The following is a 22,515-nucleotide window of genomic DNA, read 5'->3' as shown; positions in this document are numbered from 1 at the left end:
CTTTTTATATATTAGTTAACTACCAATTTTTCTATTTCTTTTCGTTTTAATTCTCTTCTTAGTATTTTTCCGCTTATTTGCGTTTTCGGAAGCTCGTCTAATACTTCAATTTCTCTTGGCATAGAATGAGCAGACAGCTTATATCGAACAAAGGTTTGAATCTCTTTTTTCAGTTTTGGATTGTCCGTGTAGCCTCCCACTAGTACGATAAAAGCTTTCACAATCTCACCTCGAACGGGATCTGGCTTCCCAATGACGGCTGCTTCTAATACAGCTGGATGTTCTATGAGTTTACTTTCCACTTCAAACGGTCCTATTCTTTCTCCCGAAGAGTTAATCATATCGTCGTCCCTACCTTGGAAAAACACATATCCCTCTTCATCCATATAAGCTAAATCACCCGATAAATACCAATCATGAATAAAATAGGAATGGTACTTTTCTTCGTTTTTCCAAATTTCTTTCATCATGGAAGGCCAGCCCTTTTTTATCGCTAATAACCCAAGCTCACCTCTTTTTAGCTCATTCCCTTGATGATCAATAATGGCTGCTTGAATCCCTGGTAGTGGTCTACCCATTGAACCTGGTTTAATCGTTTGGGAAGGTAAATTAACGATTAATTGCCCGCCTGTTTCCGTCATCCACCATGTATCATGTATGCGTAGATTTAATGTCTCCACACCCCATGTAATTACTTCAGGATTAAGCGGTTCACCGACAGATAAAATATGACGAAGACTCGAAAGATTATAATTCTTTACCAATTCTGTTTTATCCATTAATAAACGAAAAGCAGTCGGTGCACTATACCATACCGTTACACCAGCTTGCTCAATCACATCAAACCATTCTTCTGCTGCAAACCGACCTCCGTGGACAACGATCGTTGCACGATTTAACCAAGGAGCAAAAATTCCGTATGAACTTCCTGTGACCCAACCTGGATGGGCTGTACACCAGTAAATATCATCGTCCCTTAAATCTAACACCCATTTTCCAGTTTGATACTGTTGAACCATCACTCGGTGTGCATGTAATACCCCTTTTGGCTTACCTGTTGACCCAGAAGTATAGTGAATAATCATCCCATCATTCAAGTCAACCCACTCAATAACATCTGCTATTTCCGTATCATTGCTGGTAAGTTTCGGGATGGAAAGTAAAGACTCATCCTCACTCTCATCCGTTATGTAAATAGATTTTAAATGTGGTAGTTTATTCACTGGAACTCTTTCTAAAAGTTCACTATTTGTAATTAAAACGGAGGCTTCGCAATCATACATTCTGTCATAGATGGCTTCTTCCATAAACGCTTCGAATAATGGACCAACAATGGCTCCAATTTTAATACTAGCAAGTACCGCTACATAACAATCCGGATGCTTCGTTAAAAAGACAAAAACCCGGTCCCCTTTTTTAACTCCTCTAGACTTTAATAATGCAGCCAATTGATCTGTTCTCTTTTTTAGTTCATGAAAAGTAAGTTCTTCACGTTTTGTTCCTTCTATATATATTAATGCTGTTTTATCTCCATATCCGTCATCCACATGTCGGTCAATACATTCGTATGCCATGTTCACTTTACCCGTTTTGTTCCAGCTAAACTGAGCATGCACCGACTCCCATGAAAAAACATCTCTTGTTCCTTCATAATGACTTAATTGATATTCACCTTCTGTTGGTGGCAAATGTATGAATTTATTTGTCATGTTGAACTCCCTCTTTTAAACTATTTTTCTAAGTCTAATAAAGACAAGATGTGTTTCTTCTCCTTTGCTAACTCCTCGTCCCCTCTTGACCTTGGCCTTGGATGGTTAATTTTAATTTCCTTACAAAGTTCACCCGGCTGTCCTCTAAATATCAATAAACGGTCACATAAATAAAGGGCTTCATCTATATCATGTGTCACTAATAACAAGGTAGCTTTACTTTTCTCCCATACAGAGAGCAAAAGATCTTGAAGCTGCATTTTTGTAAAAGCATCTAGAGCACTAAATGGTTCATCTAGAAGTAAAAAATCCGGTGAAGTGAACAATGCTCGGGCAATTGCTACCCTTTGAGCCATTCCACCTGATAATTCCTTTGGGTAATTCTTTTCAAATCCTTTTAGGCCTACCAGCTCTAATAAATTCAAGGCGGTGTCTTTTCGCTGATTCTTTTGATTCTTTTCACCGAACAATACATTTTCAAGGACATTTAACCATGGCATTAATCTCGGCTCTTGAAACATGTACCCAATGTTTACATCGCAGTCTCTAGCCTCACATCCGTTTAAAAGGATGCTCCCTGCATAAAGGGTGTCTAAACCAGAAATAGTTCTTAATAAAGTACTTTTCCCACAGCCACTTGTTCCAAGAAGGCCAATAATTTCGCCATGTTCAGCCGAAAAACTTATGTTACGGAAAGCAGTGTTTCCATTATCAAATTCTCTTGTTGCTTGATCTACTACTAGTACCAAAGTGAATCCCCCCTATTGATTTGAAAGAGTATCTTGCCAATGTAGTGCTTTTTTCTCGACACTTTTTAGTACTGAATCTGTAAACTTACCGAGTAAAGCAAAAAGAATAATACTCGCAATGATGATATCTGGAGAACTCATATTTTGACCAAAGACTAATAAAAAACCTAGTCCTTTACTTGCACCCATTAGTTCTGCTGCCACCACGAACATCCAGCCAAGTCCTAGCCCGCTTCGTAAACCTACTAAGAAGGAAGGGAGAGAAGCAGGGAGAATTATTCTCTTAATTAATTGAAAAGTAGTAAATCCGTATATTTTTCCGACCTCAATTAATTTACGATCTACTCCCTTCACTCCACTTACGATGTTAAGATACACAGGGAAGAACACTCCTACAGCAATCAATACAACCTTTGATGTTTCTCCAATGCTAAGCCATAAAATAAATAACGGTACCCATGCTAGAGAAGGAATGGATCTGAAAGCTTGAAGTAGGGGATCCACTAAATGTTCTGCTAAACGGAAGAAGCCTACAACTGAGCCGAATAAAACGGCAACCAATGTTCCTAGTAAAAATCCAGCAAACACGCGGTAGGCAGTAATTCCTACATGTCCCCATAAGCTACCATCTTGAATCATTGATATGATTTTTTGAATAATAATGGACGGGGCTGGAAGGAGATTAGGAGGGAGAACTCCTAACCTTCCAAATAACTCCCATAAAGCAATAAGGATCACAGGGATAATACTCCCTAATAACACCGGCTTAAGAGAACCCGTTAAAGCCTTAAAGGGTGTAGATAATCTAAAGGGCACTCGGACTGGTTTAAGAATACTTCTTTCCGTTTGCTGTGACATTTGTTGTATTCCTCCCTAACTTAAATTGACTCTGCTACTTGATTACTTTTTCTGCAATAGAAGATTGAATTAAATCTTTTGCTAGTTTTTCTATGTCAACATTTCCTTCTACTACTCCACCTTCTTGAAGAACCTTACCTGCTGATATTAATGCATCTACTTGAGTTTGGCCAGGTATTGGGTTTGAAAAATCATTTCTAGAAATTTGTAGTGTAGCAACTTCTAAATCTAATTGAGCTTCCTTTGCCAGCAATTCAGCTGCTTTATCTGGGTTTTCAACGGTCCAAGTTCTAGCCTTTTCATATGCAGCAATGACCTTTTCAACATACTCTGGATACTTCTCAGCAAACTCTGAGCGAACATTTAACGTACCGTACGTGTTGAAATCTGGATTACGATATATATAACTTGTTCCTTCCGTTACTTCTAACTTTGCCATATGTGGATCAAGTCCAGCCCAAGCATCCACTTGACCAGCAATTAATGCATTTGCCCCGTCCCCATGTTGAAGGTTTACAATTTCTACATCAGTGGTTTTTAAACCGGCTTCATCTAAAGCACGGAGTAAGAAAATATAAGGATCTGTTCCTAATGTTGCAGCTACCTTCTTCCCTTTTAAATCAACTACCGATTTTAGACTAGAACCACCTTTTGACACTAATGCGGTCCACTCTGGCTTTGAATAGATATAGGCACTTTCGATTGGTGCCCCTTTAGATTTAGCAATCAATGCCGCCGCCCCTGCTGTTGAACCAAAATCGATGCTGTTACTGTTTAAGAACTCAAGTGCTTTATTACTTCCTAAACTTTGAACCCACTCTACTTCGACTCCGTCTTCTTTTAAGGCTTCTTCAAGCAAGCCTTGATCCTTTAACACTAGACTAGTAGGGGAATAAAAAGCGTAATCTAATCGGATTTTTTTCGGTTTATCTTCATTTGAACCATCTGATGAAGAGCTACTGCTGCAAGCTCCTAGTATTAAGATGGTTATACTCAGAATTAAAGTTAGAAGATGTTTAAGTTTAAGGTTTTTCATAGTATTATAACTCCCCTTTAGATGTCTAATTTTTATGACAACAATCTATATTTCACAAGCAAATGTAGAGATGGTTCCTCTTAAACGTTGTGCTTCTTTATAGGTGCAGCGATTGTGAACTACTTCAATTCCAGCTTCTTTTACAATGGATGCTGCCTCTTCTGAAATGACTCCTTCTTGAAGCCAGAACACTTTTGGTTTTACTTCCGTTGCCTCTTTAGCAAGCTCGACTGCCGCTTCCGGACTTCTAAACACCTGTACCACATCAATTGGTTCTGGAATGGAGCGTAAATCTGGGTAAGCTTTTTCACCTAAAACTTCCGTTTCCCTAGGATTAACTGGGATAATTCGATACCCTAAACGCTGCATTTTAAATGCTAATCTATGACTAGGTCTTGATGGGTTGCTACTTAAACCAACAATGGCTAAATTCTTTTTCCTCGTTTGTTCGACACCATCAACAGTGACTTTTTCTGTTGCAGAATTTAAAGCCCACCGGATGACTCCTTCATCATTAATGACAATCTCTTTTTTTCCTTCGTTAGAAACACCACTTGCTTTGATAAGTGCTTGATTTAAATCATTCGTTAAGTCACGTACCGATTCTAACCCGACTGACAAACGAACAAGTTCCTCAGACACTCCTGTTTGTTTTAATTGCTCAGCTGTTAATTGTTGATGGGTTGTCGAGGCAGGATGGATGACTAATGAACGAGCATCCCCAACATTTGCGAGATGTGACCAGAGTGAAAGCGAGTCAATGAATTTCTTTCCTGCTTCTCTTCCTCCTTTAATTCCAAAAACAACAACCGCCCCGTCTCCATTTTTCAAATACTTTTTCGCTAAATGGTGGGTTTGATGTGATTCAAGGCCAGGATATGTAACCCATTCTACGGCTGGATGATTAACTAAGTACTCAGCAACCTCTTTTGCATTTTGTGTATGTTTTTCCATTCTTAATTGCAATGTCTCTAAACCTTGTAGTATTAAGAAGGCGTTAAATGGACTTAAGGATGATCCAAAATCTCGCAATAAGTGAACTCTTAATTTAGTAATGAAAGCTAATGTACCAAAATCATTAGCGTAACGAATTCCGTTATAGCTTGGATCAGGTTTAGTGAACATTGGGAACTTTTCGCTGTTCCAATTGAAGCGTCCTCCATCTACCACTAAACCACCGATGGAAGTTCCATGGCCTCCAATCCATTTCGTAGCAGAATGAACGACGATATCTGCTCCCCACTTAATCGGTTTACAAAGTGCTGGTGATGCAAAAGTGCTATCCACAATCAATGGTATTCCCGCTTCATGTGCGATATCTGCAACAGCTTCAACATCTAAAACTTGTAAACTTGGATTTCCGATGATTTCAGCAAAAACAGCCTTTGTATTTGGTGTAATTGCCTTTCGGAAGTTCTCAGGATCAGTTGAATCAACAAAATTAACCTTAATTCCATAGTTTGGAAGAGTATTTACAAATAAGTTATATGTACCTCCGTATAAACTAGTAGATGCGACAATTTCGTCACCAGCATGTGCTAGGTTCATAATCGCTAATGAAATCGCTGCTTGCCCTGAAGATGTTGCTACTGCAGCTACTCCTTCTTCTAAAAGAGCGATTCTTTTTTCTAGTACATCTACTGTTGGGTTTCCGATTCGAGAATAAATATTTCCTGGTTCGTCCAGTGAGAATAATCGTTGTGCATGCTCTGTACTATGAAAAACATAGGAAGAAGACTGATAGATGGGTACAGCTCGAGAGCCGGTTGTTGGATCTGGAGCATGCCCTCCATGTAATAATAATGTTTCTAAATCGTATGAATGGTTTGCCATTGTATTAATCTCCTTTTTTTTGATTTTTTCCCATAAAAAAACACCCCGACAAGAAGAGGTGTGGTTACCCCTTCTTATCTCTCAGAAAACTCTGCTGGAATTAGCACCTGTCTGAACTTAATGTTCAAATGGTTGCTGGGTTTCATCGGGCCAGTCCCTCCACCTCTCTTGATAAGAAGCCTATGAAGTTGTCGTTTGTAATCTCGTTAACTCTACATTTTTAGTTGCTATATTAATTCCCTTTGGTGAAATCGGATAGATTCTTATTTTTTGTGGTAACTCTTCTATGAATCTTTCTACATTTTCACTTTTTCCAACAAGTATTTCTCCTATAATGTAGCCATCATTATGTTTAATTTCTTCTTGATGAACGGCTGTCAAATCTTTATTAGCAAAGTTTATAGAAGAATATTGCTTGTATTCTTTCACCAACTCATCTGTTGGCAGTTCAACTATCGTTAACCAAATCGAGGGTTCTTCCTTTCCTTCCACTAGGCTATTATAGCTAAATCTCGGTGTTTGTATGTTTGGTGTCCCTTTCTGGCTAATGTAAACTAAATCTTCAATCATCGCACTTGCTGTCGCTAAAGATCCAGCCCCCGGTCCTTGTAGTAGCAAGGTTCCTACCAGATCGGTGTTTAATACGATACCATTATCTACTCCTTCGACATTGTAAAGAGGATGCTCGTTACTAACAAAAACAGGTCTAACTTCAGCTAGCACATCTTGTTCCTTTTTCTGCAGTGTAGCCACCAACTTCAATCTAAACCCTAATCTTTCACCAATCAAAATGTCAGCTTGAGAAACTTCATTTACTCCCACCTTATTGACATTTTCCCAATTTGGTTGTTTTTGATAAATTAAGTTACTAAGAATCATTAATTTGTAGAAAGCATCTGTTCCTAAAACATCACTTGAAGGATCTGCCTCAGCATAGCCTAAATCTTGGGCTTCTTTTAGCACTTCATTGAAATTTGATTGTTCCGTTCTCATTTTAGATAAAATATAGTTGCTAGTTCCGTTTAGTATTCCTTCAAGTTTGGTAATTCCATTTACTTGCAATAACTGAATAATCGTTCTTAGTAATGGGATTCCACCGGCTACTGCAGCTTCAAAAGTTAAAAATCGATTATATTTATTTGCCACTTCAGCTAGTTCTTTACCTTTATAGGCAAGTAATTGCTTATTCGCACTAATTACATGGCTACCTTTTTCTAAAAATTGACGAATATAAGTATTGGCTGGTTCAATCCCAACAATGGCTTCAAAAACAATATCTACATGAGGTAATTTTAATATTTGGTTTACATCTGTAGTAACTAGGATATCCTTCTTAATTCCTCTCTCCTTTTGGTGATCCTTCACTAGTACGCCAACGATTTCAACTTTTTTACCTACTGCTTCTGTTAGTTTTTTCTCATGTGTTTGGATAATGGATTCGTATACCCCTTTTCCAACGGTACCAAGACCTAACAGTGCTACTTTTAGTGAACTCATATATACCTCCTTGTGTTTTGGAATTTATCGTTACTAAAGATTTTTTTATTACATCAAAAAACCCTCTTCATAAGAAGAGGGTAGAATAGACACACTCTTCTTATCTGACAGAACAATTTGTTCTGCAGGAATTGGCACCGTGTTTTCATTGAATGAAAATCGGTTGCCGGGCTTCATCGGGCCAGTCCCTCCGCCTCTCTGGATAAGAAATCTTTATTGTATTAACGCGTTACCAAATCAATTGTTTATTAATTATGGATAAATATAGCACAGGGATTTTTTACTTGTAAAGTCTTTTTTTGAAAATTTTTATTTTGAATGAGAAATTAGCTATTTTAGACTAGCCCCTATTTTTGCCCAACTTACCTTAGATTGTCTGATAAATACTATATTTTAACCTTCAGCGAAAAATGACATTAATTTATAATTTAGCAATTTGAAAATAGACATCTAATAAAATCGTGACAATTGCATTTTTGTATTTTTTCAGTATACCTTTTCCAAGGTCTTATGAATGAACACTCTTACTTTCAATGACAGTAAATACTTCAGGATAGCCATAGCTACCGTGTTCACTAATGTCTAAGCCCATAGTTTCTTCTTCTTCCGAAACACGTAGACCACTCAATACCTTTTTCGTAATCACTAAGATCACAAAGGAAACAACGAATGCATACATGCCAGATACGGCAACGCCCATAGCTTGAACTCCTAATTGTGTAAGTCCTCCACCATAGAATAGCCCAGGCAACCCAACTGTCGCCAGCTCAGGAGTGGCAAAGAAGCCAGTTGATAAGGTCCCCCAAATTCCTGCTGCTCCGTGAACAGAAAGAGCATAAATTGGATCATCGATTTTTCGCTTTTCAAAAAATCTTACACTATAGAAAACTAGTAAACCAGCAACAAATCCAATGACAACAGCCGCCCAAGTATCAACAAATGCACAAGATGCAGTTATTGCAACAAGTCCAGCTAAGCCTCCATTTAACATCGTTGGAACATCCGATTTTCCTAAAACCACCCAAGAAATTAATAAAGCAGCAACGGCACCTGCTCCAGCGGCTAAATTGGTGTTAAGTGCGACAAATCCGAAAAATCCTTCATCAACAGAGACTGTACTTCCAGCGTTAAATCCAAACCAACCAACCCATAAAATCAATACTCCTAAAGCTGTAAAAACTTGATTGTGTCCATAAATATTATTGGAGGAACCGTCTTTATTGTATTTTCCAATACGAGGTTTCAGTAGAATGGTTGCAGCTAGGGCTGCCATGGCTCCTGTTAAATGAACCACTGTGGAACCGGCAAAATCTTGCTTACCATGTTCAGCTAACCATCCGCCTCCCCAAATCCAGTGAGCAACGACTGGATAAACGATGGCAGAAAATAAAATGGTGAAAACTAAGTAGACGGATAACTTTGCTCTTTCTGCAAAGCCCCCTAATGCAATGGTGATGCTTATCCCGGCGAAAGCTAGTTGAAAGAGGAAGAATACAGGAGATGAAAGACCCAGGTCAGCAAGTTCGGCGCCTGAATAAAAGAAGTTAGAAAGACCGACTAGAAAATTAGCTTGTTCTCCAAAAATAAACCCAAAACCTACAGCCCAGAACACTATCGATGCGAGACCAAAAGTAAAGATGGTTTTACCTGCAATATGACCAGCATTTTTCATCCGAGTCGAACCTGCTTCCAACAAAATAAATCCACCTAACATAAAGATGACTAAAACCGCACTCACCATCACCCACAAGCTATTCATCAAATAATTAATATCCATTTTGACTTCCTCCTTTTAATTTAGTTTTGCTGTTAGTTTAAATTACTCCTTAATGTAAGGAAATGTTACATATATTAATATTTAAATTTAATTTAACTTGAATTTTGGTTAAATTCAATAGACTTTTGTTAATATTCTGAAATACTACGTTAGATTATCTTACATAAATGTCAATTAATTAATATCAATTGAGTTCTCTCATTCCCCCCGGACAGGTAAAAGCAAAAATTCCCATATAGTTTTTTCCTGTAACTGCAAAAAGTATAAGTAACAACAAAAGGAGGGAAATCATGACAGCACGCATTTTTAAAGCACTAATTATTTTCACTCTTATGTTTAGTTTGACTGCTTGTAATAATAAGGATGAAGCGAAAAACAAAGACAAAAAGAAAGACGAGAAAACAGCTCAAACTACTAGTAACCAGAAGGGCAAAAAAATAGGTCTAACTCCAGAACCTAGACATAATCCTAACTCACCTAATTTTATTAACGATACTAAAGATGAGATATTCTCACACGATCAAGGTAGTAGACTTAACCTAACTAATGAACAAGGTTCGGGGAAAACGCAAGCCTATCAAAATCCTAAGCAAAGCCGAAATAGTCAAAATAACAAGGATTCTAATTTTAGTCTAGGGAATGACTATAATAATCAAGCGAGTATTAGAAATGTAGCGCCAGGTAAGAAACCTCGCAATATCATTGTTTTAATCGGTGATGGTATGGGAATGGGTCAGATGGAGGTTGCCAGATTATTCGAACATGGAAAAGAAGGCAGATTATTTATGCAAGGGCTTCCACATGTTGCCCTATCCCAAACGTACTCTGCAGATAATACCGTTACTGATTCAGCGGCAGCCGGTACAGCAATAGCTACTGGGAATAAAACTAATAACACGATGATTGGAATTACACCAGATGGGACAGATTTGAGTACTATATTAGATGCCTCTAAAGCGGCAGGGAAAAAGATTGGTGTTGTCTCAACAAACACCGTAACGGATGCTACTCCAGCTGCTTTTTATGCAAGTGTAAAAACTCGTGCGGGACAAGATGAAATCGCTAGACAGCTTTTTCAAAAAGACCTTGATGTGGTACTAGGCGGAGGCCGGGATTATTTCACACCGAAAAGACAGAATGGTGTTGATCTAATTCAAGGATTTAAGGAAAAAGGGTATACGTACGTCACGAATCGTGGTGAGCTCAATGCGGCAGAAGGAACAAAATTAATTGGTCTGTTTCATGATTCGTTTATGAATTATAAAATTGACCGAGATGAATTGAATAGTACGGAGCCCACTTTAACCGAAATGACAGCTAAGACGATTGAATTTTTATCTAAGGATGCAGCGAAAAATGGTTTCTTTGCTATGATTGAAGGGGCAAGAATTGATCATGCAGCCCATGCTGCCGATTTTACTAGCATCTGGAAAGAAACAGTAGAATTTGATGATGCTGTTAGATACGCAGTTGAATGGGCAAAGAAGGATGGAAATACTCTAGTACTTGCACTTGCAGATCATGAAACCATGGGAATTACAGCAACGGAACCTATGCAAATAGCTCAACTAAAAAATGTTGCTGTTTCTCCAGAATATATGGGAAGCCAATTAAAGTGGGATAAAGATAAAAATGTTTTTACAGCTGAGAGCGTAAAAGATGTATTTAGTCGATTTGCTAATATTAATCTGAATGAAGAGCAAATTACACAGTTTAACAGAAGAGTTTTAGATAGCCAAGGAAAACAAGTACCTCCACATATATTAGGATGGGAAATAGGGACTATTATCGCTGAAACTTACCATGCTGGTGCTCTCAATACGGAAATCCGTTCATTAAGCCCAACTGGCGGTCACTCCGCTAATATGGTCCCCATTTTCGGATATGGAGTTGGCGCTGATAATTTTGAAGGGGTTTTAGACAATACTAATTTGTCTAAAATGATTGCCCAGTTAGCTGGGTATAACATGGAAGGTGGAAAGAGAACACCTCCTGGACAAGGAAACAAATAATTTTTAAAAAAGCTGACAAGTATGGACATCTATAATGTTCGTACTTGTCAGCTTTTATTATTTTTCCTCTATTATTTCATCTACTAATTTTTCTGCTACTCTTCTATACAAATTACTCATATGTACAAATGACGTGATAAGTAACATTTTTTGTAGATAATCTGAATTACCTTCAAGATTTGCAAGCTTCTCTTCAACATGATCAGCTCCAATTTTTATATCATCCTGGAACTTCTCTACATTCTCACTAGATAACTGTAGGAATGTCTGATAGAAATTCTTGATATCTACATCCCCTTCTAATACAAGCTTGTTCATTTCTTCTAAGGTGACTTTTATATCATTAATGGACAATGCCCCTTTTAACTGATAAATCAAGCTAATTAATATAAGGTGTTCCTTCGTATATTTTTTATTTTTAATAGGAATAAATAATTTCCCTTTTGCATAGTTGTTAATCATCGTCTTAGTAAGTACTTTTTCATCTTCATTTCTTTTTGATGCAGCAAATTTATTTTCAAATAGTTGTATGACTTGATCCATGTATAAGTCTATTTCAGGCATTTCTTCTAATGAAAGCTGATTTTCTAATTCTAGCTTTTCAATCATTTCAATTAATTTTTCCATTTATAAACCTCGACTCTAGTTATCATATGCCTATTCTACCCTAAAATAATGGACAAGTAAAACCTTGACTACTTTAGGTAGTTAAAATATAATTACATATAGTTATTAAAACTACGTAAAGAAATATGGAGGTAATTTAATATGGGTACCTATATTCGCGAACCGATTAATGGTTTAACACATCTTGCCGGAGCAATCCTATCTTTCATTGGACTTCTTGCTATGGTTATAAAAGCTTCTATTACTACACAATCTGCCCTTGCCATTACAGCGGTTGTCATTTTCGGTATAAGCATGATGCTTCTTTATTCTGCATCTGCTACTTATCACATGGTTATCGCTAGAGATAAAATTATTGCTTTTCTAAGAAGACTGGATCATTCTATGATATTTGTTTTAATTGCCGGAACTTACACACCTTTTTGTCTAATTAGTCTAAATGGTGTGACTGGCTGGATACTATTTTCCATCATTAGTGGAATGGCTATTTTAGGGATTATTTTTAAAATGCTTTGGTTTAATTGTCCACGGTGGCTTTCAACGGCTATTTATATTGGAATGGGTTGGATGGTTATATTCGTTGCCTCTCCTCTTTCTGAAATCCTGAGTTCAGCTGGCTTATTTTTACTAGTTTTAGGTGGAGTGTTCTATACTATTGGTGGTGTTATTTATGGGGCAAAACCTAAATTCCTTGAGTTCAAACATATGGGATTTCACGAAATCTTCCATATCTTTATCTTGCTGGGGAGCTTAGCTCACTTCTTAAGTGTATTTTTGTTTGTACTGTAACTTTGCTCCTTCATTGTATGCAGACATATAGAAGTATATAATGATAAAGATGAGTGAAAGTAAGGAGCAAGAACATGCATAATAGAAAAACATTCATAATTTTACTCCCTATCATATTCGTATTTTTGTTTATCGTAGGTTGTAATAACAATCATGAACAAAATTCGAACTCAGCTGAATTGCAAATAGCTGCTGCTTCCGATTTAACTTTGGCTTTTACCGAACTAGGGAAAATGTTTGAAGAGGAAACAGGAACAAAAGTGACTTTTTCATTTGGCTCTACAGGACAATTAGCAGATCAAATTGCAAATGGTGCACCATTTGATGTTTTTGCTGCTGCCAATGTAAAGTTTGTTGATGATTTAAAAGCTAAAGGACATGTGATGCCGGATTCACAAAAAATGTACGCATTAGGAAGAATCGGTATTGCAACCGTAAAGGATTCTTCTCTGAAAGTTACAAATCTTGAAGATTTATTAAAACCAGAAGTTAAAAAAATAGCGATTGCTAATCCTGACCATGCACCCTATGGTCTAGCGGCAAAGCAAGCTTTTCAAGCCGTAGGAATATGGGATGAAATAGAGACTAAATTAGTATATGGAAGAAATATTTCAGATACCCTTACCTTTATTGAAACAGGCAATGTTGAGGCAGGTATTATCGCCTTGTCACTAGTAAAAGAAGAAGATGTTCATTTTAGTTTAATTGAAAGCCAGTTACATGAGCCGATTAAACAGTCCATTGCAGTTATAAATGGGACGGAACAGGAAAGAACTGCGAAAGAATTTATTAAGTTTATCTTAGGTCCAACCGGTCAACCAGTTATGGAAAGGTACGGTTTTTCCCTTCCTAAGGAGAATGAATAATGGCAGATTTAAACTTATTTCCACTATTTCTTTCTTTAAGGGTTGCATTCACAGCAACTCTTTTTGCCATTCTCATTGGTTTACCGATTGCTTATTACTTAAATCGTTCAAATGGAAGAACATCTGATATGATTGATACCATCATCACCTTACCAGTTGTTTTACCTCCGACGGTACTTGGCTATTATTTATTAGTATTATTAGGTCGGCAAAGCTCGATAGGAGTACTACTTGAAAAGCACTTTCATATAACGATTGTTTTTACTCCAAAGGGTGCGGTTATTGCGGCTTTAGTCGTCTCAATTCCCTTTTTAATTAAATCAGCTAGGTCTGCCTTTTCAACCATTGACCCTTCCGTTATTCAGGCGGCAAGGATATTAGGGCGTTCGGAATGGAACATTTTTTTTACGATTATGATTCCCTTAGCCTGGAGAGGGATTGCTTCTGGTATTACACTTGCTTTTGCGAGAGCACTTGGGGACTTTGGTGCTACTCTAATGGTAGCTGGGAGTATACCTAACCAAACAATGACGATGCCTATTGCCATATATGATGCTTTACTAGCAGGAAACAGGGAACTCGCCAATCTACTTGTTATCATTATGACAACCGTATCCCTCATAATTCTCTATATGATCAATCGCTTAGACAAGAAAACGTCTTTAAAGAGCAGGTGAACAAACCATGATGTTGTCAGTAAAGATTGAAAAGAAATTACACGATTTCGAACTACATACCTCTTTTACAGCTAGAAATGGGATCACGGGTATCATTGGACCTTCTGGCTGTGGGAAGAGTTTGACCTTACAATGTATCGCTGGCCTTGTCACACCCGATAAAGGGAAGATTATGATAGAGGAAAAAGTGTTTTATGATTCTAATAGCAAAACGAATATCAAAACGAGACATCGAAACATAGGCTATGTTTTTCAACATTATGCTCTATTCCCTCATTTAAATGTTGAACAAAACATCGCTTTCGGTCTAAAGGGAATGGACAAACAAGATATCAAAGATAAAGTCTCACAAATGCTCGAAAAAGTTTTACTAAAAGGTTATGAAAAACGTTATCCATATGAGTTATCTGGCGGCCAGCAACAGCGTGTTGCACTAGCCAGAACACTTATTACAGAACCAGATTTACTTTTACTAGATGAACCTTTTTCCGCGTTAGATTATCATGTGAAAGATTTACTTGAACAAGAATTGCTCCACATCATTAAGGAGAATTTTACGGGTGTCGTTTTATTAGTCACTCACAATATGGAGGAGGCTTACCGGTTATGTGACGACCTCCTTCTTTTACATGAAGGACAAGTTGTTCAATTTGGACAGAAGAATGCTGTTTTTAGACGCCCTGAAAATGTAGCAGCAGCTAAAATTATCGGGTGTAAAAATATTCTAAAGATTGATTCGTTAAAGGAATGGGACAACGGGATTGAGTGCCTTGTTCAAAATACGAGGATTTGGTTGAATCCACAGTCACTTAAAGGTAGGCTGGTCACCCATATTGGAATCCATGATGAGGATATCAGGTTTGTAAACGAAGAAAATGAACCTAATACCTTTCCATTTGAAGTGATACATACAGTAACAGGGTTAAAACAGTCTTCGGTAACGATTCGAGTAGGTTCAATACTGTTACATACAGCTGTTTCAAACAATGATATCAGTAGGATATTGGCAAAAAAACTTAATGTGTACTTACCTCCAGAAAAATTGTTTTTCTTAGTTGGATGAATAGCACCTGAAATCCTTTTATATCGTCTAATTAAGAGTGAGTTGGATTGCCATCTCACTCTTTTTCTGTAATCGGTAGGATATAGCGCTTTGAAACAGGAGAGGCTAGTACGGTTGAGGTGTTTATTTGCCCGTAAGGAATTAATCTATCAATGAGGATCCTCATATTATTCATATTTGAAACAGCTGCCTTAATAATATAGCTTACCTCCCCTGTCACACGATGACACTCGATTACCTCTTCTTCCTTTTTAATCATTTCCTCAAACTCTGTGACGGAAACTTTTAAAGCACCAACTTGAATAATTAATAGTATCTCCCTACCCACCGCTGCTAAGGAGACTCTCGTTGTAAATTCTTCAATAATTCCTTTCTCTTGTAAACGATGAAGGCGCTCAGATATACTTGGTCGACTTAGGGCTAATTCATTTGATAAATCGCTGATTGAGATGCGAGAATTCTTTTGCAAAAGTTCCAATAGTTGGATGTCTATTTTATCCATGTAAACGTTTCCTTTCATTATGTAATGAAATCTTGAAAAAATAGTTCAAAATGAAACTAAATACATATTAATACCTTCATTAAGATATGTAAATCGCTAGTTTTATCTTTTATATTTAAATAAGTCAAAAAAAGTTACTAGATTTAAAGAAGGTGAATGCAACATGAAAAAAATATCGTTAATCTTGCTAGGTTGTTTAATAACCACCATTGGAGTGATTATTTTAAAGCATTCGAATATTGTAACTGGTGGAACCGCTGGACTATCCTTAAGTATTACATACTTAACTCACCTACCATTTGCCCTTATTTTCTTTCTAATTAACCTTCCCTTTTATGTATTTTCCGTTTTAAGAATGGGCTGGAATTTTACAATATCAACAATAGGGGCTGTTTCCATTCTGTCTTTAATGACTGCAGTGGACCAATGGTTGCCTAACTTTTCTATACCGATGCTAGTGGGTGCAGTTTTAGGAGGATTATTGATAGGAATTGGGCTTTCCATTGTATTTATAAATGGTTCTTCCCTTGGCGGAGCTAACATACTTGCTCTATTCCTTCAAAAGAGATATAACGTTAACCCTGGGCAAATTAATTTTATATTTGACTTAATTGTTGTGGTTTCAAGTATTTACTCTGTAGGTTTAATAAGAGGACTTTGCTCTATTTTATCCATTTTTGTTACCGCAAAAGTGATTAGTTATTATAAAAATGAAATTGCCTTGAAGACAACTCAAAGGTCTGTTAAAAAGGAAGCATATGCTGCCTAACACATTGTAAAAACATAAGCCTTGATTTTAATAGGTAAAAATAGAGCAGGTCCCTTTAAGCCGGCTCTATTTTTACCCTATTTCATTTTTAAAACAATCTTTCCTCTAGCGTGATTGGTCTCACTTAGTTCATGTGCTTTTTGAGCTTCATCCATTGAAAATACAGACCCGATAACTGGTTTTATTTTGTTAGATTCTATCAGACTGCTAATTTTAGGTAGTATATCCGTACTAGGATTACTAATTAAAAATTGGACCGATATCTCTTTTTCAGCTGCTCTTCTCAGGTCCTCTTCATTAGGAAAAGTGGCAACAGAAATGATTTTGCCACCTTTCTTTACTAAATCAAAGCTTTGTTCAAAGGGCTTTCTATCAGCGGCATCAAATACGATATCAAATAAACCTCCATAGGATGAAAGCTCGGTATTAGTGTAATCAATGACCTCATCTGCCCCTAGTTGTTTAACAAACTCAATATTTTTTGTACTAGTAGTTGTAACAACATGAGTACCATAGCTTTTCGCTAGTTGTATAGCAAAGCTTCCCACTCCGCCAGAACCTCCCAGAATTAGAACACGTTGCCCTTCTTGAATGTTTCCTACTTCCACTAATGAACGAAAAGCACAAGTTCCAACGAGCGGGATAGAAGCAGCCTCTTCAAAAGTTATATTTTTCGGTTTATGCGAAACGAATCTATGATTAACAGCTATGTAGTCAGCGTAAGTCCCGTTCCTGGCTAAGTCAGGATAACTGTATACTTCATCCCCTACTTGAAGAGATGAAACGGATGAACCAACAGCTTTTACTACTCCCGCGACATCCCATCCTAATACAAGTGGAAATTGGTGAGGAATCCTCTGTTGAAGCCAGCCATTTCGTATGGCAATGTCAACTGGATTTACTGCAGCTGCATGTACTTCAATTAGTACATCATTTTCTCCTACGTCTGGAATGGGTAGCTTGTGAACATGCATTTCAGATAAAGGGCCATAACGGTTTATTGTTATTGCTTTCATCATGAATAAAACCTCCACTCTATACTAGTACTTTCTTATAATCTTCAATCGTACGGTAAGAGATTACAGGAAGTTCCTCAAGCCTTTCCATTCGATTTTTCAATTCTTCAATGTAGCTCTTTCTTTCCTCTCCACTTGCACCAGAAGGAACCATAAAAGGCTCTAAGACCGTCAAACCTGAAAAATATAAAATTTCATGCTGGATATTAAAAATTCTTTCATCCATGGACCCTTTGATTCGATCCAGTCCATAACTTGAAAAATCTTTACCTCCTGTTGTAAAAGACAGCATTCCTTTTTTACCAGTTAGATTACCATGATTATAGACACCAGGACCATAAGCAAAACCAGCTGCAAATACTCGATCAAACCAACCTTTTAAAATAGCAGGCATGGATGTCCACCACATTGGAAATTGGAATATAATATAGTCTGCCCAAGCCACTTTTTCACGTTCAAGTATTAGATCCTCTGGGACGTCTTCTTTATTTTTCGGGACGGATACATCAGTAAGACTTGCTACAGGATTAAACTTCATATCATATAAATCAGAAATTTTAACAGATGCCCCCCGACTTATTAGAGACTCAACAGCTGCATCTTTTAAAGCTGCGTTATACGATGTGGGTGAAGGATGAGAAAAAACAATTAATACGTTCATTTTGGTTGCCTCATTTCCGATTTTATTTTGTTCTATAAAAATAGAACAAATTTATAAGTTCATTATATTACACCATAAAATAAATGCAACATTTTTCCACATTTATTATTTTTTTCTATCATGTTAGAATGATTATAAAATGTATTTCGTGAGGTTCGTGCAGATGAGTTATCAAGTAGAGTTTGAGTTTTCACCAATTTATGAGCTAGTAAATAGTCTTGAACTGTTTGTTCATAAGCGAGGAATTAAAAATGTTGATTTAGGTGTAGATTGGGTAAAGAAAGTGCAAGAAAACCTAGATGCAGCCAGCGTTGAGCTAGGAGATGCAAAGGCAATACCTTGCTTCAATTATCTATATTTATTGATTTGGCAATCACCAGAAAAAGAGGATATAAATAAATTTTTACATTGGCTCCAAACCCTTCAACCAGGAAACCTGTATGAAAAATTATTTTCCTATGTTTCTGATCCATTACCTGCTGATTTAGAAAAAATACGTAATCAGTATGTGAAGCTACTAAAGGTTTGGGAAGAAGTATATTTTTCAGCATTTGATTTAGACATTTTGGATATTTTAAGAGAATCCGTTATGGAATGGGATGACAAAAGAGAACACGAGGAAGACCCTGTAGTATTTGTAGAAAAAGTATCAGGTGGATTAAAAGTGGAGCCTTACGAAGGTTTGCAACAAATAATTATGACGCCAACCTATCACACAAGTCCGCTAATAACGACAAGGAAATTTAAAAATATTGTGCATATACAATATCCTGTAGATGCACCAGAAACAGCGGCGGATCAACCTTCAAAAAAACTACTGCGATTATCCAAAGCACTAGGAGACGACAACCGCCTTCGTATTTTGAAGCTCGTGAAAGAGGGTCCGAAAACATTCACGGAGATTTTGCAGCACTTTAATATTTCTAAAAGTACCGTTCACCATCACATTATGTTACTCCGCACAGCCGGATTAATAAGTGCCTATCATACAAGTGAATGCTGTAGTGAAGCCTTCGTCTATCGTCCGCTTGGGATGGAGGAGTTAGTGGATAGTTTTAATGCCTATTTAGAGAAATAGCTGTCACTTTTGAGTGACAGCTATTTTTTTGTTATGTAAGAGCGAAACCTACTAAGTTAGACTAACTATCTTGATTAACTTTTTAGAAGTTTGGTTGTTTTACTCGCTGAAAAATAGTTATATCGACGTTTATTTTGTTTTATCCGCGGAAAAAAATATATATCCGCGTTATTTTTGTTTTATCCGCGAAAAACTTAATTTATCCGCGTTATTTTTCTTTTATCCGCGAAACTTAATTTATCCGCGTTATTTTTGTTTTATCCGCGAAAAACTTAATTTATCCGCGTTATTTTTCTTTTATCCGCGAACCCAAGTTAGTTACAAAACCATCTACTAAGCTTGCGCAGTAATTGGATGCTTAAAAAATTCCGGAAAACTAATTCCATCTTTAGTTTTTACAAACAATACATCACCGTCTACTACCTGTTCACGTTTAAGATTAATATTCTCCTTGTCAGGTGTATAATGAAACACTACTCTCCTAGTTTCCTCGTTCACAATTCTTTTTAATACTTCTGTGATTTCAGCCTTGCTCTGACTCATAACATCAAATAAATGAAGCTCCTCATCATTAGCTCTATATATCACGATTGTATCTAACTCTTCTATGTAATAAATATCTTCAGTAAAAACATACATACAATAAAACATCAGTAGTTCTTGAGTATTTTCCGTCCCCAAAACCTTCGAAACAGGAATCCTATTTTTACTAAAATCATAGATTTTATTCAAATCATCCAGCTTTCTTACATTCGAATAAACTAGACTATCCAAAGGTAAATCCATAGAATACTGATATTCAGGTAAAGCTTTAAACCCAAATTTCGGGTAAAAGTCTAACACCGTTTGATTGGCAAATAAATACATGACATCATACTGCCCCTCAAATTCCTCTAACACATGATTCATTAGTTTTCTAGAGAGTCCTTTATTTCTAAAATCAGGATGAGTCATGACAGTTCCTATTTGTAACCCTCGTAATATCTCACCAGCAATGATTAAGTCAATGTGATTGACCGATACATTGGCAACAACCTGATTTCCGTCAACAATAGAAAAAGGCTCGTACTTCTCCGTCCAATATCCTTTCTGATACCAACTTTCAAAATTAATTCCGAAAGTAGTAGTTGATAGTTCGTTAAAACTTTTTCTTAATTTCTCATTATCTTTAAACCCTTTTATAACTTCCAAATTAATCCCTTCCTCTCATCGTTATCTTTGATTACACAACAAACTCATAAAGTTTTTTGCACTAGGAGAAGGCGAACTACTTTTTAAAGTACATAAGTTGATATGTCTTTTTAAATTTACTCCTCTCACATCGACCACTTCAACAAGATCCATTTCGATATAAGGTATGACTGCCTTTTTAGGCGCTAGGGTCATTCCATATCCTCCAGCTACCGTCATAATCGCTTCTTCAATCCGATTTACCTCTACATGAATAATAGGCGTAGGCAGCTGATGTATTTGAAAAAGGGAGAAAATCAGCTCTCTTGTTGAGCTTCCCTTTTCTCTTAACACAAATCCTTCTTCTACAATTTGCTGAAGATTTACCGTCCTCGACCCAAAAGGATGACCTTTCGGGACGATAAAACATTGCTCGTCCTCTAAAATCTTTATAATTTCTAAATGTTCATGTTCGTTCGGGATATGAAAACTAGCAATAATAGCTAAATCAACTTCCCCGTTGCTTAATTTTTCAAGGGCAGTCGTCGTATTTCCTGATTGGATATGTATTTTAATGTCAGGATAAATCTTTTTAAATTGTGATATCCAATGAGGCATGAAATGGGTGGCAGGAAAATTAGTAGAAAAGATAGTTAGTGACCCATTTTGTCCCTCCATGTACAACTTAATTTTATTTTCAATCTCATTTTCTAAAGCAAATAATCTTACAGCCTCATTGTACACATAAGTTCCTGGTTCATTTAATTCAATTCCTCTACCTTTTTTCTTAAATACTGAAAAACCTAGTTCTCGTTCCAAGTTTCTAATTTGGATCGTAACAGCGGGCTGACTAATATGGAGACGTTGCGCCGCTCCAGAAACACTCCCTTGTTTGACAACCGTTACAAATACTTTTAGTGCATATAGGTTCACTACTAATCCCCTATCTATAAATATTATTTATGTATCTATAATTTATATATATTTTATTTATCATTATATAACATTTATGATAAATGATAGATAAAATTAGGAAGTGAATTCATTGGAACTAGGAACATTATTCATAATAGGAGTTTTTTCAGCCTTTGTTGGGACACTAGCAGGTGGAGGAGGGCTCATTTCCCTACCAATCATGGCATTAACCGGTATACCCATTCAAATGGGAATTGCTACAAATAAATTTTCAACAGGAATCTCGGCATTAGTCAACATCTTTTTTCTTTTAAGAAGAAAAGAAATCTCAATTAAAATATTAAACTCTAGCTTAATGTTGACCATTCTTGGAGGAATGCTTGGGGCGTTAATCACTTCTCACATAAGCGAAGCAAGCATAAATATGGTCGCACTAATCCTATTACTTTTTGCACTAGCAGTCACCGTCAAAAGCAAAAGCTGGATTCAATATTTTAATCAGAAAAAGGATGCTCTGAATTCAAAGGGATTTAAGGTTATTCCTTTATTTATTGGAGTTTACGACGGAGGATTCGGTCCTGGTTCTTCAACATTCTCCATTATCTATTATCTGACACAGAAAGTTGAATACATAAAATCGGTTCATTATACGAGAGTTCTTATTTTTGGAAGTTGTTTTGGGGCATTTGTTGTATTCTTAAGTACGGGGTACATCAATTGGTTTTATGCACTAAGCTTGGCTACTGGTTCCATTATTGGGTCACAGCTAGGGATGAAGTATGCGGAGAGGATCCCTTTAGAGTTGGCCAAGAAGTTGTTAGTGTTTATTATTTTTAGTTTGGTTGTGCAAGTAGTAGTAAAAATGATTTAGAAAAAACTAGTCTCTTTCCTATTAGAGACTAGTTTTTATA

At 36.7% G+C, this 22,515-nt stretch carries 21 protein-coding genes and 2 riboswitches; of the genes, 8 read left to right on the top strand and 13 right to left on the bottom strand.

Annotated features, from left to right (window positions below; translation table 11 throughout):
* Nucleotides 1-11 precede the first annotated feature (11 nt).
* The 7 genes from acsA to SM124_RS01740 form a co-directional block, all read right to left on the bottom strand.
* A complete protein-coding gene (gene acsA, locus SM124_RS01770; RefSeq protein ID WP_322444767.1) occupies nucleotides 12-1,709 on the bottom strand; it encodes an acetate--CoA ligase in 1,698 nt (565 codons plus the stop codon).
* 20 nt (nucleotides 1,710-1,729) lie between these two features.
* Nucleotides 1,730-2,458, bottom strand: a complete 729-nt coding sequence (locus tag SM124_RS01765; protein WP_322444766.1) for an ABC transporter ATP-binding protein — start codon at nucleotides 2,456-2,458, stop codon at nucleotides 1,730-1,732.
* Between the two features lie 12 nt (nucleotides 2,459-2,470).
* Complete coding sequence (locus SM124_RS01760; RefSeq protein WP_322444765.1) at nucleotides 2,471-3,316, bottom strand: ABC transporter permease; 846 nt, start codon at nucleotides 3,314-3,316, stop codon at nucleotides 2,471-2,473.
* A gap of 34 nt (nucleotides 3,317-3,350) precedes the next feature.
* Nucleotides 3,351-4,352 carry an aliphatic sulfonate ABC transporter substrate-binding protein gene (locus SM124_RS01755; RefSeq protein WP_322444764.1) on the bottom strand — a complete coding sequence of 334 codons (1,002 nt, stop codon included), beginning with the start codon at nucleotides 4,350-4,352 and terminating at the stop codon, nucleotides 3,351-3,353.
* A gap of 45 nt (nucleotides 4,353-4,397) precedes the next feature.
* Complete coding sequence (locus SM124_RS01750; protein ID WP_322444763.1) at nucleotides 4,398-6,185, bottom strand: PLP-dependent aspartate aminotransferase family protein; 1,788 nt, start codon at nucleotides 6,183-6,185, stop codon at nucleotides 4,398-4,400.
* A gap of 71 nt (nucleotides 6,186-6,256) precedes the next feature.
* A riboswitch (SAM riboswitch) is annotated at nucleotides 6,257-6,363 on the bottom strand.
* Nucleotides 6,364-6,365: 2 nt separating this feature from the next.
* On the bottom strand, nucleotides 6,366-7,682 hold the full coding sequence (locus SM124_RS01745; protein ID WP_322444762.1) for a homoserine dehydrogenase: 1,317 nt from the start codon (nucleotides 7,680-7,682) through the stop codon (nucleotides 6,366-6,368).
* 97 nt (nucleotides 7,683-7,779) lie between these two features.
* Nucleotides 7,780-7,891: riboswitch (SAM riboswitch) on the bottom strand.
* Nucleotides 7,892-8,190: 299 nt separating this feature from the next.
* Entirely contained in the window at nucleotides 8,191-9,459 is a 1,269-nt protein-coding gene (locus tag SM124_RS01740; RefSeq protein WP_322444761.1) for an ammonium transporter, read from the bottom strand.
* Between the two features lie 290 nt (nucleotides 9,460-9,749).
* Between SM124_RS01740 and SM124_RS01735 the strand changes: the two genes are divergently transcribed.
* Nucleotides 9,750-11,471 (top strand): alkaline phosphatase, encoded by a 1,722-nt coding sequence (locus SM124_RS01735; protein WP_322444760.1) that lies wholly within the window; start codon nucleotides 9,750-9,752, stop codon nucleotides 11,469-11,471.
* Nucleotides 11,472-11,528: 57 nt separating this feature from the next.
* On the opposite strand, the gene SM124_RS01730 is transcribed toward SM124_RS01735, so the two are convergent.
* On the bottom strand, nucleotides 11,529-12,098 hold the full coding sequence (locus SM124_RS01730) for a DUF1836 domain-containing protein (protein WP_322444759.1): 570 nt from the start codon (nucleotides 12,096-12,098) through the stop codon (nucleotides 11,529-11,531).
* A gap of 141 nt (nucleotides 12,099-12,239) precedes the next feature.
* On the opposite strand from SM124_RS01730, the gene trhA reads away from it, so the two are divergent.
* The 4 genes from trhA (at nucleotide 12,240) to SM124_RS01710 (ending at nucleotide 15,493) form a co-directional block, all read left to right on the top strand.
* Complete coding sequence (trhA, locus tag SM124_RS01725; RefSeq protein ID WP_322444758.1) at nucleotides 12,240-12,887, top strand: PAQR family membrane homeostasis protein TrhA; 648 nt, start codon at nucleotides 12,240-12,242, stop codon at nucleotides 12,885-12,887.
* 74 nt (nucleotides 12,888-12,961) lie between these two features.
* Nucleotides 12,962-13,753, top strand: a complete 792-nt coding sequence (modA, locus tag SM124_RS01720) for a molybdate ABC transporter substrate-binding protein (protein WP_322444757.1) — start codon at nucleotides 12,962-12,964, stop codon at nucleotides 13,751-13,753.
* Nucleotides 13,753-14,430: a molybdate ABC transporter permease subunit gene (gene modB, locus SM124_RS01715; protein ID WP_322444756.1), complete on the top strand. Its 678-nt coding sequence runs from the start codon at nucleotides 13,753-13,755 to the stop codon at nucleotides 14,428-14,430. Before modA ends, modB begins: the two co-directional genes overlap by 1 nt.
* 7 nt (nucleotides 14,431-14,437) lie before the next feature.
* The gene (locus SM124_RS01710) at nucleotides 14,438-15,493 is read left to right on the top strand and encodes a sulfate/molybdate ABC transporter ATP-binding protein (RefSeq protein WP_322444755.1); all 1,056 of its coding nucleotides are present in this window, start codon (nucleotides 14,438-14,440) and stop codon (nucleotides 15,491-15,493) included.
* 55 nt (nucleotides 15,494-15,548) lie between these two features.
* Here SM124_RS01710 and SM124_RS01705 read toward each other — a convergent pair whose 3' ends face one another.
* The gene (locus SM124_RS01705; RefSeq protein ID WP_322444754.1) at nucleotides 15,549-15,995 is read right to left on the bottom strand and encodes an Lrp/AsnC family transcriptional regulator; all 447 of its coding nucleotides are present in this window, start codon (nucleotides 15,993-15,995) and stop codon (nucleotides 15,549-15,551) included.
* 163 nt (nucleotides 15,996-16,158) lie between these two features.
* Here SM124_RS01705 and SM124_RS01700 point away from each other — a divergent pair, with 163 nt between their 5' ends.
* Entirely contained in the window at nucleotides 16,159-16,764 is a 606-nt protein-coding gene (locus SM124_RS01700; RefSeq protein WP_322444753.1) for a YitT family protein, read from the top strand.
* Between the two features lie 77 nt (nucleotides 16,765-16,841).
* Here the strand turns inward: SM124_RS01700 and SM124_RS01695 are convergent, their stop codons facing one another.
* Both SM124_RS01695 and SM124_RS01690 read right to left on the bottom strand, forming a co-directional pair.
* Nucleotides 16,842-17,783: an NADP-dependent oxidoreductase gene (locus SM124_RS01695; protein ID WP_322444752.1), complete on the bottom strand. Its 942-nt coding sequence runs from the start codon at nucleotides 17,781-17,783 to the stop codon at nucleotides 16,842-16,844.
* A gap of 16 nt (nucleotides 17,784-17,799) precedes the next feature.
* On the bottom strand, nucleotides 17,800-18,441 hold the full coding sequence (locus tag SM124_RS01690; RefSeq protein WP_322444751.1) for an NAD(P)H-dependent oxidoreductase: 642 nt from the start codon (nucleotides 18,439-18,441) through the stop codon (nucleotides 17,800-17,802).
* Nucleotides 18,442-18,604: 163 nt separating this feature from the next.
* Here SM124_RS01690 and SM124_RS01685 point away from each other — a divergent pair, with 163 nt between their 5' ends.
* On the top strand, nucleotides 18,605-19,519 hold the full coding sequence (locus SM124_RS01685) for an ArsR/SmtB family transcription factor (RefSeq protein WP_322444750.1): 915 nt from the start codon (nucleotides 18,605-18,607) through the stop codon (nucleotides 19,517-19,519).
* Nucleotides 19,520-19,852: 333 nt separating this feature from the next.
* Here the strand turns inward: SM124_RS01685 and SM124_RS01680 are convergent, their stop codons facing one another.
* Nucleotides 19,853-20,710 (bottom strand): GNAT family N-acetyltransferase, encoded by an 858-nt coding sequence (locus SM124_RS01680; RefSeq protein ID WP_322444749.1) that lies wholly within the window; start codon nucleotides 20,708-20,710, stop codon nucleotides 19,853-19,855.
* A 21-nt stretch (nucleotides 20,711-20,731) separates the two neighbouring features.
* Nucleotides 20,732-21,622, bottom strand: coding sequence for a LysR family transcriptional regulator (locus SM124_RS01675; RefSeq protein ID WP_322444748.1), 891 nt, complete (start codon nucleotides 21,620-21,622; stop codon nucleotides 20,732-20,734).
* 112 nt (nucleotides 21,623-21,734) lie between these two features.
* Here SM124_RS01675 and SM124_RS01670 point away from each other — a divergent pair, with 112 nt between their 5' ends.
* The gene (locus SM124_RS01670; RefSeq protein WP_322444747.1) at nucleotides 21,735-22,475 is read left to right on the top strand and encodes a sulfite exporter TauE/SafE family protein; all 741 of its coding nucleotides are present in this window, start codon (nucleotides 21,735-21,737) and stop codon (nucleotides 22,473-22,475) included.
* Nucleotides 22,476-22,515 lie beyond the last annotated feature (40 nt).

The sequence above is a fragment of the Robertmurraya mangrovi genome, from assembly GCF_034427655.1.
GTDB classification, from domain to species: domain Bacteria; phylum Bacillota; class Bacilli; order Bacillales; family Cytobacillaceae; genus Robertmurraya_A; species Robertmurraya_A mangrovi.
The sequence above is the reverse complement of the archived record's forward strand: the minus strand, read 5'-3'. Positions and strand labels throughout refer to the sequence as shown.

What these genes read in the sequence shown, in the direction of transcription:
- acsA (WP_322444767.1), bottom strand. Translation starts at nt 1,709, where the DNA reads ATGACAAATAAATTCATACATTTGCCACCAACAGAAGGTGAATATCAA.
- SM124_RS01760 (WP_322444765.1), bottom strand. Translation starts at nt 3,316, where the DNA reads ATGTCACAGCAAACGGAAAGAAGTATTCTTAAACCAGTCCGAGTGCCC.
- SM124_RS01755 (WP_322444764.1), bottom strand. Translation starts at nt 4,352, where the DNA reads ATGAAAAACCTTAAACTTAAACATCTTCTAACTTTAATTCTGAGTATA.
- SM124_RS01750 (WP_322444763.1), bottom strand. Translation starts at nt 6,185, where the DNA reads ATGGCAAACCATTCATACGATTTAGAAACATTATTATTACATGGAGGG.
- SM124_RS01745 (WP_322444762.1), bottom strand. Translation starts at nt 7,682, where the DNA reads ATGAGTTCACTAAAAGTAGCACTGTTAGGTCTTGGTACCGTTGGAAAA.
- SM124_RS01740 (WP_322444761.1), bottom strand. Translation starts at nt 9,459, where the DNA reads ATGGATATTAATTATTTGATGAATAGCTTGTGGGTGATGGTGAGTGCG.
- SM124_RS01735 (WP_322444760.1), top strand. Translation starts at nt 9,750, where the DNA reads ATGACAGCACGCATTTTTAAAGCACTAATTATTTTCACTCTTATGTTT.
- SM124_RS01730 (WP_322444759.1), bottom strand. Translation starts at nt 12,098, where the DNA reads ATGGAAAAATTAATTGAAATGATTGAAAAGCTAGAATTAGAAAATCAG.
- trhA (WP_322444758.1), top strand. Translation starts at nt 12,240, where the DNA reads ATGGGTACCTATATTCGCGAACCGATTAATGGTTTAACACATCTTGCC.
- modA (WP_322444757.1), top strand. Translation starts at nt 12,962, where the DNA reads ATGCATAATAGAAAAACATTCATAATTTTACTCCCTATCATATTCGTA.
- modB (WP_322444756.1), top strand. Translation starts at nt 13,753, where the DNA reads ATGGCAGATTTAAACTTATTTCCACTATTTCTTTCTTTAAGGGTTGCA.
- SM124_RS01710 (WP_322444755.1), top strand. Translation starts at nt 14,438, where the DNA reads ATGATGTTGTCAGTAAAGATTGAAAAGAAATTACACGATTTCGAACTA.
- SM124_RS01705 (WP_322444754.1), bottom strand. Translation starts at nt 15,995, where the DNA reads ATGGATAAAATAGACATCCAACTATTGGAACTTTTGCAAAAGAATTCT.
- SM124_RS01700 (WP_322444753.1), top strand. Translation starts at nt 16,159, where the DNA reads ATGAAAAAAATATCGTTAATCTTGCTAGGTTGTTTAATAACCACCATT.
- SM124_RS01695 (WP_322444752.1), bottom strand. Translation starts at nt 17,783, where the DNA reads ATGATGAAAGCAATAACAATAAACCGTTATGGCCCTTTATCTGAAATG.
- SM124_RS01690 (WP_322444751.1), bottom strand. Translation starts at nt 18,441, where the DNA reads ATGAACGTATTAATTGTTTTTTCTCATCCTTCACCCACATCGTATAAC.
- SM124_RS01685 (WP_322444750.1), top strand. Translation starts at nt 18,605, where the DNA reads ATGAGTTATCAAGTAGAGTTTGAGTTTTCACCAATTTATGAGCTAGTA.